Origin of the sequence: Rhodococcus sp. NPDC058639 (assembly GCF_042717545.1) — a bacterium.
In the GTDB taxonomy this organism is placed as follows: domain Bacteria; phylum Actinomycetota; class Actinomycetes; order Mycobacteriales; family Mycobacteriaceae; genus Rhodococcus.
Genome location: NZ_JBHXRF010000008.1, coordinates 249,375 through 264,510, shown reverse-complemented (window position 1 = coordinate 264,510; position 15,136 = coordinate 249,375). Strand labels below are relative to the sequence as shown.

The 15,136-nt window shown below is 68.2% G+C and carries 16 protein-coding genes; 6 read left to right on the top strand and 10 right to left on the bottom strand.

Annotated features, from left to right (window positions below; genetic code table 11):
* Position 1 precedes the first annotated feature (1 nt).
* The 6 genes from ACFWU2_RS17785 to ACFWU2_RS17760 form a co-directional block, all read right to left on the bottom strand.
* Entirely contained in the window at positions 2-2,191 is a 2,190-nt protein-coding gene (locus ACFWU2_RS17785; RefSeq protein WP_378608599.1) for an AAA family ATPase, read from the bottom strand.
* A gap of 20 nt (positions 2,192-2,211) precedes the next feature.
* A complete protein-coding gene (locus ACFWU2_RS17780) occupies positions 2,212-3,066 on the bottom strand; it encodes a CDP-alcohol phosphatidyltransferase family protein (RefSeq protein ID WP_378608596.1) in 855 nt (284 codons plus the stop codon).
* A gap of 59 nt (positions 3,067-3,125) precedes the next feature.
* On the bottom strand, positions 3,126-3,854 hold the full coding sequence (locus tag ACFWU2_RS17775; protein WP_378608590.1) for a phosphatidylserine decarboxylase: 729 nt from the start codon (positions 3,852-3,854) through the stop codon (positions 3,126-3,128).
* A 124-nt stretch (positions 3,855-3,978) separates the two neighbouring features.
* Complete coding sequence (locus tag ACFWU2_RS17770) at positions 3,979-4,443, bottom strand: SRPBCC family protein (RefSeq protein ID WP_378608587.1); 465 nt, start codon at positions 4,441-4,443, stop codon at positions 3,979-3,981.
* Between the two features lie 155 nt (positions 4,444-4,598).
* Positions 4,599-5,849 (bottom strand): lipase family protein, encoded by a 1,251-nt coding sequence (locus ACFWU2_RS17765; RefSeq protein ID WP_378608584.1) that lies wholly within the window; start codon positions 5,847-5,849, stop codon positions 4,599-4,601.
* A 26-nt stretch (positions 5,850-5,875) separates the two neighbouring features.
* Complete coding sequence (locus tag ACFWU2_RS17760; RefSeq protein WP_378608581.1) at positions 5,876-6,550, bottom strand: DUF6544 family protein; 675 nt, start codon at positions 6,548-6,550, stop codon at positions 5,876-5,878.
* A 138-nt stretch (positions 6,551-6,688) separates the two neighbouring features.
* Here ACFWU2_RS17760 and ACFWU2_RS17755 point away from each other — a divergent pair, with 138 nt between their 5' ends.
* On the top strand, positions 6,689-7,123 hold the full coding sequence (locus tag ACFWU2_RS17755) for a pyridoxamine 5'-phosphate oxidase family protein (RefSeq protein ID WP_378608760.1): 435 nt from the start codon (positions 6,689-6,691) through the stop codon (positions 7,121-7,123).
* On the opposite strand, the gene ACFWU2_RS17750 is transcribed toward ACFWU2_RS17755, so the two are convergent.
* Complete coding sequence (locus tag ACFWU2_RS17750) at positions 7,068-7,562, bottom strand: DUF1707 domain-containing protein (protein WP_378608578.1); 495 nt, start codon at positions 7,560-7,562, stop codon at positions 7,068-7,070. The two genes, ACFWU2_RS17755 and ACFWU2_RS17750, sit on opposite strands and share 56 nt — an antisense overlap.
* Positions 7,563-7,695: 133 nt before the next feature.
* Here ACFWU2_RS17750 and ACFWU2_RS17745 point away from each other — a divergent pair, with 133 nt between their 5' ends.
* Positions 7,696-8,265, top strand: coding sequence for a PadR family transcriptional regulator (locus ACFWU2_RS17745; protein ID WP_378608576.1), 570 nt, complete (start codon positions 7,696-7,698; stop codon positions 8,263-8,265).
* Here ACFWU2_RS17745 and ACFWU2_RS17740 read toward each other — a convergent pair.
* The 3 genes from ACFWU2_RS17740 to ACFWU2_RS17730 form a co-directional block, all read right to left on the bottom strand.
* Positions 8,216-9,466: an NAD(P)/FAD-dependent oxidoreductase gene (locus tag ACFWU2_RS17740; RefSeq protein WP_378608573.1), complete on the bottom strand. Its 1,251-nt coding sequence runs from the start codon at positions 9,464-9,466 to the stop codon at positions 8,216-8,218. The two genes, ACFWU2_RS17745 and ACFWU2_RS17740, sit on opposite strands and share 50 nt — an antisense overlap.
* An 80-nt stretch (positions 9,467-9,546) precedes the next feature.
* Positions 9,547-10,200, bottom strand: coding sequence for a response regulator (locus ACFWU2_RS17735; RefSeq protein ID WP_378608569.1), 654 nt, complete (start codon positions 10,198-10,200; stop codon positions 9,547-9,549).
* A complete protein-coding gene (locus ACFWU2_RS17730; RefSeq protein WP_378608566.1) occupies positions 10,197-11,348 on the bottom strand; it encodes a sensor histidine kinase in 1,152 nt (383 codons plus the stop codon). Before ACFWU2_RS17730 ends, ACFWU2_RS17735 begins: the two co-directional genes overlap by 4 nt.
* Before the next feature lie 110 nt (positions 11,349-11,458).
* Between ACFWU2_RS17730 and ACFWU2_RS17725 the strand changes: the two genes are divergently transcribed.
* The 4 genes from ACFWU2_RS17725 to fmdA all read left to right on the top strand — a co-directional run bounded on the left by ACFWU2_RS17725 (position 11,459) and on the right by fmdA (position 15,100).
* On the top strand, positions 11,459-12,451 hold the full coding sequence (locus ACFWU2_RS17725; protein ID WP_378608563.1) for an ABC transporter ATP-binding protein: 993 nt from the start codon (positions 11,459-11,461) through the stop codon (positions 12,449-12,451).
* A 1-nt stretch (position 12,452) separates the two neighbouring features.
* Positions 12,453-13,346, top strand: a complete 894-nt coding sequence (locus ACFWU2_RS17720) for an ABC transporter permease (protein WP_378608560.1) — start codon at positions 12,453-12,455, stop codon at positions 13,344-13,346.
* Positions 13,347-13,475: 129 nt separating this feature from the next.
* On the top strand, positions 13,476-13,772 hold the full coding sequence (locus ACFWU2_RS17715; protein WP_378608558.1) for an FmdB family zinc ribbon protein: 297 nt from the start codon (positions 13,476-13,478) through the stop codon (positions 13,770-13,772).
* A gap of 74 nt (positions 13,773-13,846) precedes the next feature.
* Positions 13,847-15,100, top strand: coding sequence for a formamidase (gene fmdA / locus ACFWU2_RS17710; protein ID WP_378608555.1), 1,254 nt, complete (start codon positions 13,847-13,849; stop codon positions 15,098-15,100).
* Positions 15,101-15,136: the final 36 nt, after the last annotated feature.

Here is a 15,136-nt window from a genome sequence, read left to right as displayed (position 1 = left end):
GTCAGCGACCCTCGGCGTACGTGCGTAGGTGCTCGACCTGCACCGGGTCGAGTGACGGACGCACCTTGTCGCGCGCCACGGCCATGTCCTCGGAGGTCACCACCGCGGCATCGACATTGCGGCGCATCGCGGCGAGCGCGGCCTCACGCAACAGCGCGGAACAATCCGCCGCCGAATACCCGTCGAGTTGCCTGGCGAGGTCGGCAAGGTTCACGTCGTCGGCCAGCGGGACGGACCGGCCGGCCGTTTCGAGGATGGCGGCGCGGGCCTCGGCGTCGGGCGGCGGTACGAACACCAGCCGTTCGAGCCTGCCGGGACGCAGTAGCGCAGGATCGATGAGATCCGGACGGTTCGTCGCGGCCACCACGACGACGTCCCGCAGCGGTTCCACGCCGTCGAGTTCGGTCAGCAGTGCCGCGACCACCCGATCCGCAACACCCGAATCCGAACTCTGCCCGCGCCGCGGTGCGAGCGCGTCGACCTCGTCGAGGAACACGAGCGCCGGGGCGGAGTTGCGGGCACGCTGGAACAGTTCGCGCACGGCCTTCTCCGACGCACCGACCCACTTGTCCATCAGCTCGGCGCCCTTGACCGCGTGCACGCTCAGCTGGCCGGTGCCGGCGAGCGCCCGGACCAGGTAGGTCTTGCCGCAGCCGGGCGGCCCGTAGAGCAATACACCGCGCGGAGGATCGACCCCGAGCCGGGCGAACGAGTCGGGATGCTGCAACGGCCACAGCACGGCTTCTGTCAGTGCCTGCTTGGTTTCGACCATGTCACCGACGTCGTCGAGGCTGACGCTGCCGATCGCGAGCTCCTCGGTTCCCGATCGTGACAGCGGACGGATGACCTCGAGGGCACCCATCAGGTCGTCCTGGGTGAGTTTCGGCTCGTCCGCGTCGCGGCTCGCGCGCGACGCCGCGCGGAGTGCGGCCTCGCGGCACAGTGCGGCGAGGTCCGCGACGACGAAACCCGGGGTACGGCCGGCGACCGCCGACAGGTCGAGATCTGCCGAGGGAACCGTGCGCAGCAGCACCTCGAGCAACGCGCGTCGCGTGGTGCCGTCGGGTAGTGGCAGCGACAGCGCACGATCGCAGATTTCGGGTGCACGGACCCGAGCGTCGAGGTCGTCGGGATGGGCGGTGGTGACGACGAGTGCGACACCCGGGGTGTCCACCGCGCGCCGGAGTTCCTCCAGGATCAACGTGGCGACGGGCTCGGCGTCGGAGGGAAGAAGCGCATCCGCATCGGTGACCAGCAGGATGCCTCCGCTGCGGACGTCCTGTGCGGCGGCGGAGACCCGGCGCAGGCGCTCGTCTGCCGCGAGCGCTCCGATGCCGGGACCGTCGAGTTCGAAGACCCGTCTGCTCGCGAGGACCGAGCGCACGAACGTCGCTTTGCCGACGCCGGCGGGGCCGGTCACCAGTACGCCGAGGTGCGGCGACGCACCGAGCGTCCGGAGCAGTTCGGGTTCGTCGAGTGCGAGGGTGAGCCATTCGGTGAGCTTGGCGGCCTGCGGCTGTACGCCGACGAGGTCCTCCACCGGGGGCGGCGGAGCGGAAGGGGCCGGGTCGGGAATGCGGGTGCTCCCCACGTCGTGGACGGCGACGGGAGCGGTGCCGCCACCGGTGCCGGCTGCGCTTCGCCATGTGACCGCGCTGTTGGGCTGCACGCTGACCGGACCCTGAGGATCGACCGTGGCCACGGTGAGCAGTTCCGACGTCCACGCGACCCCGAACGTCCGGGACAGCGTCCGCGACGTGTCGGCACTGCTCGTTCCCGGTCCGAGGTCACGGGGGAGCAGCGAGACCGCGTCACCGACGGTGAGGACCTTGCCGAGCAGCGCCTGCCGCAAGGTGGTGTCGGAGATCGACTGTCGCGCGAGTGCAGATCCGGTGACCGTCACGCTGCGCGCGCCGTACACGGTGACGGGTTCGACGACGACCGTGGAGTCTTCTCGGAGTCCGGTGTTCGACAGCGTCACGTCGTCGAGCAGGATCGTGCCCGTGGGTGTCCCGGGTGGCGCGAGCCCCGCGACCGCGGCGGTGCGCCGCGCTCCCACCAGTGCGATCGCATCCCATTCCCGGATCCCGAGAGCCGCGAGCGCCTCCGCGTGGAGGCGGACGACGCCGCGGCGCGCGTCGGCCGCGGAGGTGTTGAGTCGGACGGTCAGCGCGAGTTGTGGAGAGGTCACGCGCCGAGCCTAGAACGTGCTCACTCCCCGCGGGGACGACGCAGGCCCAGGCGCGTCGCCGACCGCGCTGTCGTGGTCACCCGGCGGGCGCCCGCTCGGTGGGGCCGAGCGGCGCGGGTACGGGCACGCATCGCGCGTCGTTCCGCCGGCTTGATGTCCCACGTCTCGGGCCGCGCCGCGACCCATCGGTTGGAGCGGATCGCGAAGGGAATGTGCAGCAGGTAGCAGCCCACGAGCACGAGCATCAGGACGAACGGGTACGTGACGAGCGCAGCGGCCGCGACGGCGACGAGGGCGAGGAGCAGCACAGCCAGACGCGCGGGCACCGATGCCGACTTCATCGCGAGGGTGGGCACCCGGCTGACGATCAGAGCTGCCGATATCAGGGTCCACACCGCGACGAGCGGCATCGATGACCACCAGCCGTCACCCCACTGGATGTAGGCGGCGACCGGAGTGAGCGCGACGAGCGCGCCCGCGGGAGACGGCACACCCACGAAGTACTCGCGCGCATACGCCGGCACGCTGTCGTCTTCGAGGAGTGTGTTGAATCGGGCGAGTCGGAGCACGATGCTCACCGCATACAGCAACGCGACGATCCAGCCGAACGCACTGCCGTCGAGCAGGGTGACGTAGAGCACCAGGGCGGGCGCGACACCGAAGGCGATGGCGTCGGACAACGAATCGAGTTCGGCGCCGATCTTGCTCGTTGCGTCGAGCATGCGAGCGATGCGGCCGTCCAGCGAATCGAGGACGGCGGCAGCGCCGACAAGTCCGATGGCGGTGCCGAGCTGTCCGTCGAGTGCGAACTTCACGGCCGACAGGCCCGCCGACAACGCGAGAATCGTGATGACACTGGGGAGTAGGCGGACCACTTGCGGCCGGTTACGGGTCTTCCGAACCGGGGCCGGGCGGACTGCCGGACCGGGAGGATTCACGACAGCGGCGTAGTCGGCAACTGCGCAATCACCGTCTCGGCGCCGATTGTGCGCTGGCCGCGCTCCACGAGCAGCGTGCTCCCGGGCGGGAAATAGGTATCGACGCGCGACCCGAAGCGGATGAGGCCGTACGTGTCGCCGATCGGAAGAGTGTCGCCGATCTGTGCGTCGCACACGATCCGGCGTGCGAGCAGGCCGGCGATCTGCACGACCGCGACCTCGCACCCGTCCCGTGTTTCGAGCAGCATGCTGTTGCGCTCGTTCACCTCGCTCGCATCGGCGAGGTCGGCGGAGAGGAACTTGCCCGGTGTGTGCACGACTTTCCGTACGGTGCCGCCGACGGGGCTGCGTTGCACGTGCACGTCCAGCACCGACAGGAAGATGCTCACCCGCGGGCGGGGCTCTGTGCCGAGGCCGAGTTCGGCCGGAGGCGGTGCGGTATCGACGAGCGCGACCTCGCCGTCGGCCGGCGCCACGACGACTCCGACCCGGTTCGGCGGTACCCGATGCGGATGGCGGAAGAACGTGGCTGTGGCGGCCGCCGACGCCAGGCCCGCGCGCCGCACCCACTTGTGGCGGCGGCCGAGGGCGGCCACCGCCAGAGGCGCGGCGACGAACGGGACGCCTCCGGGGTGGAGCGGCGGAATCACGTGCCGGACCAGGTCGACGATGTGGGCTACACCGCTGGTGGGGGCTTCTCCGGCGGGGGACGGCTTACGTGCCACGGCTCCTCTTTTGTGTCGCGTTCGGTGTGTCGCCACGGCCGTGGGGCCGCGGGCTACCCGGCCGCAAGGCCTCGGGCTACCACAGAGTACGTGAGCGAAGTCGGGGATGCGCGGAGCGGAAGCGTCAGACGGTGGCGCCGGCTTCGACCTCGTTCTTGATGCGCGCGAGGGTCGCGTTCATTCCCTGGATCATGTCGTCGTCGAACGGTTCGCTGCCCCCCAGAACGTATTTGATGAGGGTTTGCGAGACCTTGCTGGTGCCCTGCGGTGCTTCACGACGCTGAACGATCCGCGTTCCGGTAGCCGTGGGCTCCAGGGTGAACGACCAGATCGACCGGTTCTCGTTGATGCGGAACCGCAGTTCGCGTCCGGGTTCGAAGGCGATGACCTTGGAGGTGGTGGGCCACACGAGCAGGCCCTTCTTGTTGATGTTGATCGTTTTGGTGCCGCGCGCGACGGTGCCACCCCGAATGATCATCTTGCGGCACTGCGGGCTCCACTCGCCCATGCGCTTCAGGTCCGAGATGACGGTCCAGACACGCTCCGGAGGTGCGGCGATCTCTACAGTGGCTTCGAGGGTTTTGGACACTTGCGGCTCCTATTTGGTCGGGTTCCATCCGGGTGTACCCCAGGAATCGTTACCTGATACCTCCGGTTACAGAAGACCCGATCGTAGCGGACACTGTGTTGCGGGTCACCGCCGCAACCCCGCGCGCGGCATCGCTGCCGCGGTTGTCGAGGCGGTCAGCAATCGGCCGGAGCGGGTTCGCCGCGGAATCGGGCGTCCAGCCAGTCGAGCGCGGGCGGGAGTCCGAGGGCTGCGGCCGAGAGGTGGTCGGGACTCGCCGTGAGCAGCGACTGCACCGCGACTCCGGCGCCGCAATAGCGTGTCAGCGTGTTCTCGAGAGAGTCGACGGGGATCAGCACGTCGGTGGGACTGTGCCATTCGAACAGGGGAGCGGCCGGAACGCGTGGGTACAGTTCGAGACTGTTCTCCTCCAGCACCTTCCTGGCTTCGGGCAGGTCCATGAAGTTCTGCTGGTTGTCGGTCATCTCGGCTGCACTCCGGCCGGCACCCCAGAACATGATCTCGTTGGTGCAGCCGTTGCCGATCAGTCCGCGCATCCGGCGACCGTTGTCGTTGAGGCGGTCGGTGACCTCGACACGTTCGGGATATTCCCGTTCGAGGCCGAGCGCCGCGGCCATCGCGAGGCCGAACGCCGGGTGCGGTTCGGTCCCGAGCGCTTCGCCCATCTTGACCAGGTTCATCGGAGTTCCGCCTGCGGCGGCTCCGATGATGTCCAATTCCGGAGCGTAGGTCGGGGCCAGCGCCGCCGCCCATGCCGTCGCCATCCCCCCGCCGGAGTAGCCGCCCATGCCGACCTTGCTGTTCGTGACCTGGAATTCGGGCACGTTCTGCACCGCTCGGATGCCGTCCAGAGTGACCTGACCGCCGAGTTTCCCTGCGCCGTAGGCCATCCGGGGGCCGAGGTGGTCCGGCAGTGCCACGGCCCACCCGCGCCCGAGCGCGATGTTCAAGCCCACAGCCTCGCGGATCTGGTTCAACGGCTCGGTGGTGTACAGCGCGGTGGCGATTTTGCACTTGTGGCCGAGCGCATTGATGATGTGCTGATACGACAGCAACGGGCCGTCCTGCACATGATTCGAGGGCAGGACATAGGTCGTGTTCGCGGCGATCGGCCGCCCCTGGGAATCCGTGGTGCGGAAGAGAAGCTCCCACAGCGCACTGCCCGGGAAGTAGTAGGACGGCGGGAGCTGCCGGATCTTCAGCACATCCCCGGGCCGGTGTGCCGCGAGATCTTCGGGCGCGGCATAGAAGGGGTCGGGGTCCGGCAGCGGAAACACCTCCGATTCCTGGGACGGAGGAAGCGGAAATGGCTGTGCGGCAGCCATTCCCACGCTCGTCCCGGTGCCGATCGATACCACCGCCACAGTGAGTGCGGCCCCCATCGAATATCGAAAAGCTTTGCTCATATCGCCCTCGCGTTCCCTGGAAGCGATCAGGGAATGCATTTTGCCAGAATTGGCGGAATTCGCGACTCGATCGAATTCTCGTGCCGGCGACGGGTCCACTCAGTAGAAATGCGCGTCCGAGATCGCGGCACGAAAGAACTCACGTCCGAGCCGTCGCCGGTGCCCCATTCCGCCCGGATTCGCGAGGCGATGGTGATGCCGTCGAAACTGCGCTCGGCGTCGACGGCCCACCGTGCGAGGGGGAACGCGGTGGGAACGAAGATGCTCTGCCCGGCAAGTCGGCCCGCGGCACTGTCACCGACATCGCGACCGTGGCAGACACCACCGGAATGATTCCGCCCGTTCGCCGGCGCATCTCGCCGGTTCCGGCGGTGAACCGGTCGTAACCCGATGCCGGTACGGGCCCGATCCTCGTTGTCGGCCCAGATGAATCCCGTTGCCGGGACGAGAAGCTGGACGGCAGTGAACGGTCGCCACGATCCGAGACGGATCTGTCCGGACATATCCAACCGGACCGAACGCGCCAGCGGTGTGCCCGCGGCAACCGCACAGGTGCTCCAGCGGCGGGCCGCGAGGGGAAGATGTTCGGCGAGGGCGGGGGCGAACCGCTCTCCGCTACCTCGTTCCTCGGCGAGCGTCCGCCACTGGTCACCGACGGGACGCGCGGCGCGGAGAACAAGGGGTGAAGGGGCATCGAACATGTCCTCCTGTCCTGGGCGTTGTGCCGCGAGCGCCTCGATGAGAGCATCTATCTCAAAATCAAGAATATGATTCTCGGGAGGTATGCGGTGACGTCAGGTGAAGTGGTCCGGCAGCAGCGACGGGGTCGCGCGATCGCCATGACTCCGGAAGAGGTCGACGCTTTTCTTGCCGAGGAGCGGACGTGCCGAGCGGCCACCGTCGGGAAGGACGGCAGCCCGCACGTGGCACCGCTGTGGTTCGTGTGGGACGGAACGTTCGTATGGCTCAACTCGGTGGTGCGCAGTCAGCGGTGGACCGACCTCGAGCGTGACCCTCGTATCGCCGTCGTGGTGGACGGAGGGGAGGAGTTCGGAGATCTCCGCGGGGTGGAGATCCGGGGCACCGTCAGGGTGGTCGGTGACGTGCCTCGCGGCACGGATCCGGACGGCGCGCTCCACGGCGTCGAATTGGCCTTCGCCCGAAAGTACACGGGCAAACACGAATTCGTTGCGGACGGGCGGCACGCCTGGCTCCGGGTCACTCCCGAGTCGATTGCAAGCTGGGATTTCCGTAAGTTCCGGAGGGGGCACTGAGGGCGCGCACATGACGAAGGGCGATCGCGTGCGGTGAGCTGTCGATGCCGAGCAGTGTGCGGCCGAGGAGTGCGAGGCCCCACGGTCCGATCACCCAGAGCGGCCACGGGTAGATCATCGATGTGGTCGCGAGGGAGATGATCCCCCAGATCAGGATGTTGATCGCACCCACTCCCAGCCACACCGACCACTCGATTCGCTGGTTCGGCGTGAGGTGGGGCCGCGTGCGGAGCCGTGGGTTTCGGGGTGCCGGCAATGTGCTCACCGGCAGATCGGTGAATTCTCTCCGGGCTTCGGCGGCGGTTCTAGCCCCGTAGATGCGGCCTGCCCGCTCTTCGAATTCTTCGATGGTGAGGCGGCCGGATCCGGCGTGCTGCGCGAGCTCTTCGACGTGCTGTGAGCGTTCGGAATCGGATAGCCGCAGGTTGTCGGTGGACATAGGGTCCTCCAGGGGTCCGGGGGAGGTGCTCCCGAGGGAGACTTCCGGAGAAGATTCCATTGTGGAATGTCGTGGTTTCCATGGTGGATATGCCACAGTGGAATGTCAACCCCCTGCGGAGAGGAATCAATCGATGGCCGGTCGCCCGCTCAATGCCACGGCAGCGTCGCTACTCGGGTTCCTGCACGAGGGCCCGAAGACCGGCTGGGATCTGGTGACCACGGCGCAGATGCGCATCGGAAAGTTCTGGTCGTTGACCACCAGTCAGGTGTATCGGGAACTCGCGGCGATGGAACGCGACGGACTCGTCGAAGCCGGCGAGAAGGGACCGCGAGAACGTAAGCCCTACAGCGTGACCGACGCCGGACGGCAGGCATTCACCGCCTGGCTCGAACGCGAGCCCGGACCGGAGAACATCCGGCACCCGCTGCTGCTCACAGTCGCGTTCGCCGACCATCTGCCGCCCCACCGGCTCGCCGAGATACTCGCCCACTATCGCTCTGAGCACGAACGGCAACTCGCCGAATACGAAGAACTCCTCGCGGGTCACTCGTTGCCCGACTATCCGGCGGCCACCGTCGAATTCGGAGTGGCGTACGAACGTGCCGTCCTCAGCTGGCTCGACGGCATGGATACACGACTCGATACGGCGGTCACCGAAGCGGATCCAGATACTTTAGCAACGGATCCTGCTGTCCCGTAATCGCATCCGCCAGCATCCGGCCCGTCATCGGCCCCAGCGCGACACCCCACATGCCGTGCCCGCCTGCGACGAAGATCCGAGGTGAACGTGTGCATCCGATCAGGGGCAGGCCGTCGGCGGTGCAGGGCCGGGAACCCACCCACTCCTCGTGCCGCCCGTCCCAGTCGATCCGTGGCAGGAGCGGACGGGTCGCGTCGACGATCGCCGTGATCCGTCGCGGATCGAGCGGGGCGTCGGGACTGCGGAACTCCATCATTCCGGCGATGCGCAGCCGGTCGTGCAGCGGAGTGCAGGCCACCCGCTGCGCCGGAAAATAGATCGGGTTCTTCGGCAACGTCGCGGGCTGGACGCTGAAGCTGTACCCGCGACCGGCCTGGACCGGCGTGCGCACCCCGAACGGGCGGGCAAGCGCGTTCAACCGCGCACCGGTCGCGAGTACCACTGCGTCGGCATGCCTTTCGTCCCCGTCGGCGGCAGACACCACCACCTCACCGCCGCTGTCGCGCACTTCCACCGCGTCGAAACAGGTAACGATCTCCCCGCCACGCTCCCGCACCGATGTGGCGAGGGCATCGACGAAGCGCGGCGGATCGATGTACCGCTGGCCCCGGATCCGGACACCCGACCGAACGGCGGCCCCCAGCAGCGGCTCGAGCGAACGTGTCGTCGCGCCTTCCAGGACGTCGTAATCGATGTCGCTGCCGGCCGTACGTGCCTGCTCGAGTTCCGCGACCAGATGGTCCCGGTCCGCGTCGGACGTGAAAGCCGCCAGGAACGGATCGGCGGTCCGCGTCATCTCGGCCACCCGGTTCTCCCGGCCTCCGCGCGTGAGATCGTCGTACGCTTCCAGCGCACGCCGGTTGAGTTGCGCGAACACGCCCATCGTCGACCGCCATTGCCGCGTGGTGCAGTGGCGCGCGAAACCCAGGAGGAAGCGGATCAATCGCGTGTCGGTGGTCGGCGGAACGTAGACCGGCGACGACGGAGTGAACACGGACCGCAGCCCGTAACGAAGGACGTCGGGCGACGGCAACGGCAGCGTCAGGGCCGGGGCGAGCCAGCCCGCATTTCCCCACGACGCGTCGGCTGCCACCCCGACCCGGTCAAGGACGGTGACCTGGATGTCGTGCTCCTGGAGAAACCATGCGGTCGACAACCCCACCGCCCCTGCACCCACGACGACCACTCGGCGAATTGCCATGGCGCACTCCCGTCGTCCGGCTATCCCTTGTCATCCATCATGGACCGGTGCAGGGAAGTGCGCCGGGTGGCTTCGGCCCGTCACGGTTGCAGCCCCGATCGGATCGCGAACACCACCAGCTGGGCACGGTCGCGCGCGCCGAGCTTCGTCATCGCCCGCGAGACGTGGGTGCGGACCGTCTCGGGGCTGACCACGAGTTCGTGCGCAATCTCCTTGTTGGAGCGGCCCGTCCCGACCCACGCGACGATCTCGCGTTCCCGCGTGGTGAGGGCTCCGAGCCGGGGATGCGGGCCCGGCGCTTCCTGCCGGTGGAGGAAGTGTTCGATCACCCGCCGGGTGACGGACGGCGCGAGCAGCGACCCGCCGTCCGCGACGATGCGCACGGCGTCGAGCAGTGCCGTCGGCTCCGCGTCCTTGAGCAGGAAGCCGCTCGCGCCGGCATGTAGTGCCTCGAACACGTACTCGTCGAGTTCGAAGGTCGTGAGCATCACGACCCGCACGCCGCGCAGCACCGGATCGGCGGTGATCCGGCGTAACACCTCGAGTCCGTCCGGTGCAGGCATGCGGATGTCGCACAGGACCACGTCCGGTCGGGTGTGCTCGACGACGGAAAAGGCCTCGGTGCCGTCGGCAGCTTCACCGACCACCTCGATGTCCGATTCGGCGGTGAACAACGTCCGGAGCCCCACGCGCACGAGCGCCTGGTCGTCGACGAGCACCACCCGCACCGTCACCGTCCGCTCCCTCGGTTTGCGGCCGCGCGGGCCGGGAGCACAGCCCGCACGACGAATCCACCTTCCGGTCCGGGAGCGGTGACGAGCGTGCCCCCGAGTTCCGCTACGCGGTCCGCCATCGCGCACAAGCCCATTCCTCCGGTCGAGCCGGTCGCGTCCCCGCCGTGCCCGTCATCGGTGACCTGCACGGTTACCGCCTGCCCTTCGTGCGACACGTCGACGCGCACCGCGCGGGCATGCGCATGCCGCAGGACGTTGGTCATCGCCTCTGCAACGACCGAGTACACAACCCGGTCGACGTCGGAGGGCAGCGACCGGTCGGGTACCCGCACGTCGACGTCGAGGCCGGCGGCCCGGATCCGGTCGACGAGAACCGGAAGGTCCGCCGTGACGCGTTGCGGGCGTCGTTCGGCGGAGTCCCCCGCAAGTGTCGTGAGTTCCGCTCGCAGTTCACCGAGAGCATCACGACTCGTGTCGCGGATCGCGACGAGCGCGGCCCGCACTGCCGCGGGATCGCGTTCGAGCACATGCAGCGCCACGCCTGCCTGCATCGCGATCACCGCCAGTCCGTGGCCCACCCCGTCGTGCAGATCGCGGGCCATCCGCAGTTGTTCCTCGGTGGCCGCGCGCCGGACCCGCTCGGCGCTCGCGTCCCGTCGCGCCGACCGCCAGAGGCCCACGGTTGCGGCGGCAACTGCGACGGCCGTGGTGCCGATCGTCTGCCATACCGCGACCCACAGGGGATATCCGGTGACTGCGACCCGCACTCCCTGCCCGGTGGCGAAGATCAGGACGGCGAGAATGCCCGGGGCCGCGAGGTCCCGGACGGGCCGGACCGTCGCCGCACCGAAAGCGGCGAGTGCGGGCATGAGGAAAATCGGTCCGTCGGCCCCGCCGGTCACGAAATAGACGCCCATCAGCACGGGCACGGCACCGAGCGCGGCCCGGGGCCACCTCACCGCGGCGAGCGCGACCGCGGCGCACGCGGCCGCGAGTACACCTGCACCGACCGTCGCCGCCGGCGGCCGCGTGCTGTTCGCGCCGAAGGTTGCCAGGGCTATGAGTAAGACCACCGCGACCGCGAACCCGGCGCGGAGTACCGCCGGCCCGGTGACTTCGGGGACCTCACGGCTGTGGTCGGTACTCACACCTTTCGAGGCTAGCCGCGCCGAGGGATCCGTGGCGTACGCAATTCTGCGTATGTCCGCGCCGCCCGTCGGCGGACGACACCGGCGCGTCCCGGTCCCACGATCGGTTCATGACCGAACACACTCCACACCATCCCGAAACAGACACCCCCACGCGGACCACCGATCCGCCCGGCCGCGCGAAGCCGGCTGCCGCCGACACCGTGGTCGAGACCGCCGCACTGACCAAACGCTACGGCGACCGCGCGGCCGTCGATTCCGTGGACATGACCGTCCGCCGCGGCGAGATCTACGGCTTCCTCGGCCCCAACGGCGCCGGGAAGACCACGACCCTGCGCATGATCCTCGGCCTGATTCGGCCGACCTCCGGGTCCGCTCAGGTTTTCGGCAGCGCGGCCGGAACCCGCGAACCTTGCTCCCGGACAGGTGCTCTCATCGAGGGGCCCGGGTTCTTCCCGTACCTGTCGGGACGCGCCAACCTCTGTACCCTCGCACGTCATCGAGGGTGCAGCGACCGGTCGGTGGAGGATGCACTGACCCGTGTCGGCCTCCTCGACCGTGGTGCCGACACGTACAAGTCGTATTCGCTGGGGATGAAACAACGCCTCGGTGTCGCCGCGGCGCTACTCGGTGATCCCGACCTGCTCGTGCTCGACGAACCCACCAACGGGCTCGACCCGAACGGCATGGCCGACATGCGAGCGCTCATCCTCGAACTCGCACGCTCCGGGCACACCGTGATCCTGTCGAGCCATCTGCTCGGGGAGATTCAGGAGATCTGCGATCGCGTCGGCGTGATCGCGAACGGGCGTCTGCTGCGCGAATCGGCGGTGTCCACACTGCTCGGCGACGCAGTCCTGAAAGTTCGCGGCACGCCGCTGGATCGCGTGGTCTCGCTCGCCTCGGATACCGCCGGTGAGAACGGTTTCCGGATCGACGGCGACGATGTGCTGCTCGACATTTCACCCGACCGCGCCCCCGATGTGGTCCGGATGCTCGTCGCCGCAGACGTCGCGGTGTCCTCGGTCGGACCGGACGAACGCACCCTCGAAGACGTGTTCTTCGAGATGACGAGCGACTCCTCACGTCAGAAAGGGATGTGACATGTCTGCCTCGACCTTCCGGGCGAACACCGGAGACCTCTCGCCCGGCGCCCTGCACAACACCGTTCCCCGCAGTCTTCGCGCCGAACTGTTCCGGCTGCGCTCGTGGCCGGCGATGTGGGCGACCATCGGTACGTGGTTCCTGCTTGCCGTGGTGTTCGGTTACGTCTTCCCCTACGTCTCCTACACGACCGGGAACGCGGGCTTCTCGACCGAGGGCGAGTCGAGCGAGGCCCTGCTCAGCGGCGTTCTGCCCGAGTCCTTCCCCGACGTGCTCGCCCAGGGGACGCCGCTGTTCGGCGGTGCACTGGTGCTGGTCCTGGGTGCGCTCGTCGCCGGGAACGGCTATGCCTGGGGAACCTGGAAAACCGTATTCGGCCAGGGGCGCCTGCGCCCCACGGTCGGGGTGTTGCTCGCCCTCGCGGTGATCGTGGCCGCAACGGTAACCGTGACCGCCGCACTGTGCGCGCTCGTGTCCGTCACGATCGCCACGGCCGAGTCGCAACCCGTCGCATGGCCCGCAGTGACCGCGCTCCTGGGGTCCGCCGGTACCGCATACCTCGTGTTCATGATGTGGGGCGCGATCGGCTTCGCGCTCGGCACCTACGCCCGCAGTGCTGCCCTGTCGGTCGGTCTCGGGCTCGTGTGGACACTCGTGGTCGAGAATCTGTTGCGCGGAGTCGGTGCCGCCCTGCCGATCGTCCAGGCCGTGACCGCGTTCCTGCCCGGCACCGCTGCCGGATCGCTCGTCGGCGCGGTAACAGGTGGCGGGGAGGGCACACCCGGTGTGGTCGACGTGATCTCCGGCCCGCGCGCCGCGGTCACAGTCGGCGCCTACATCGTGGTCTCGGTACTGGTCACCGTGGTCCTGGTGCGGCGCCGGGACGTGAATTGACCGCAGTGTTTCTGCCGCGTAACGACTTCCGGCGACGCCCGACTTTGCGGGCGTCTGTCGGCTACGGTCGGGAACGGTTGCTGCACAAGAGGTTGTCGCAGCGCGAGTTCACTGCTGCCCGAAGGGTCGATGTCGATGCCGCTCTACGAATACCGTTGTGCCGAATGCGGTCCATTCGACGTATCCGTCTCGATGAGCGAGGTTCGGCCGGTCACAGCGTGTCCCGTGTGTACCGCCGAGTCGCCGCGCGCGGTCACCGCGCCCCGCCTCGGTCGCGGCCCGACGGCAGCGATGCGCATTCTAGAGTCCACCGCGCGCACCGCGTCCGAACCCGCGGTGGTGTCGGGCGCGGTACCCGGTCGTCCGCGCACGCCGCCGCGTCCGGTCACCACCGATCCCCGTCATCGCATGCTTCCTCGGCCCTGACGAATGTCGATTTCCGAGGTATCGGCTCGCATCCCCCGTTGCTCAGCCGCCGCCGCTCCCTCCAGGAGGTTCCCTTGCCCGACGTCATCTTCCCGCTCGACTCCACTCGCAAGTTCACCGAGCAGGAGAAGATCGGCCACAACCGTTGGCACCCCGACATTCCACCCGTCGCGACGGTCAAGCCGGGAGACTCGTTCCGGGTGCACTGCCGCGAGTGGTTCGACGGGGAGATCCACAACGACGACTCCGCCGACGACATTCGCCATGCTCCATTGCACACCGTGCACGCGCTGTCCGGACCGTTCGCGGTGGAGGGTGCGAAACCCGGGGATCTGCTGATCGTCGACATCCTCGACCTCGGGCCGATCCCGCAGGAGGACTCCGGGCCGCTCGCGGGACAGGGCTGGGGGTACACCGGCATCTTCGCCACACCGAACGGCGGCGGTTTCCTCACCGACCAGTTCCCCGACGCGTACAAAGCGATCTGGGACTTTTCCGGTCAGACCGCGACGAGCCGGCATGTTCCGCACGTCTCCTTCACCGGCATCGTGCACCCGGGACTGATGGGCACGGCCCCGTCGCACGAACTGCTCTCGACGTGGAACACGCGCGAGGCCGCACTCATCGCGACGGACCCGGATCGTGTTCCGCCACTGGCACTTCCGCCGGAGCCGAACGGTGCGATTCTCGGCAGCCTGAACGGTGCGGAATTCGATCGGGTTGCCGGGGAGGGCGCACGTACCGCGCCGCCGCGTGAGAACGGCGGCAATCAGGACATCAAGAACCTGACCAAGGGCAGCCGGATCTTCTATCCCGTTTTCGTCGACGGAGCGAACCTTTCGGTCGGCGACCTGCATTTCTCCCAGGGTGACGGCGAGATCACGTTCTGCGGCGCCATCGAGATGGGCGGGTTCATCGATCTTCGCGTCGACCTCATTCCCGGCGGGATGACGACGTACGGGGTGAGCGAGAACGCGATCTTCATGCCGGGCAACACCGACCCGCAATTCTCGGAGTGGCTCGCCTTCTCCGGAACCTCGGTGACGCTCGACGGTGAGCAGCGCTATCTGGACTCGCAACTGGCGTACCAGCGCGCGTGCCTGCATGCGATCGACTACCTCACCAAGTTCGGCTACAGCCCGGAGCAGGCTTACCTGCTGCTGGGTGCGGCACCCATCGAGGGCCGGCTGTCGGGCGTGGTCGACATCCCGAACTCGTGTGCCACGGTGTATATTCCGACGTCGATTTTCGACTTCCCCGTCAGCCCGAGTGTCGACGGCCCGTTCCGGATCGATCCCGGTGCGGGGGCGCCCCGCTCGCCGGCGTAAACACGTCCTAAGATCCCGTTCGAAAGTTCTGCTGCC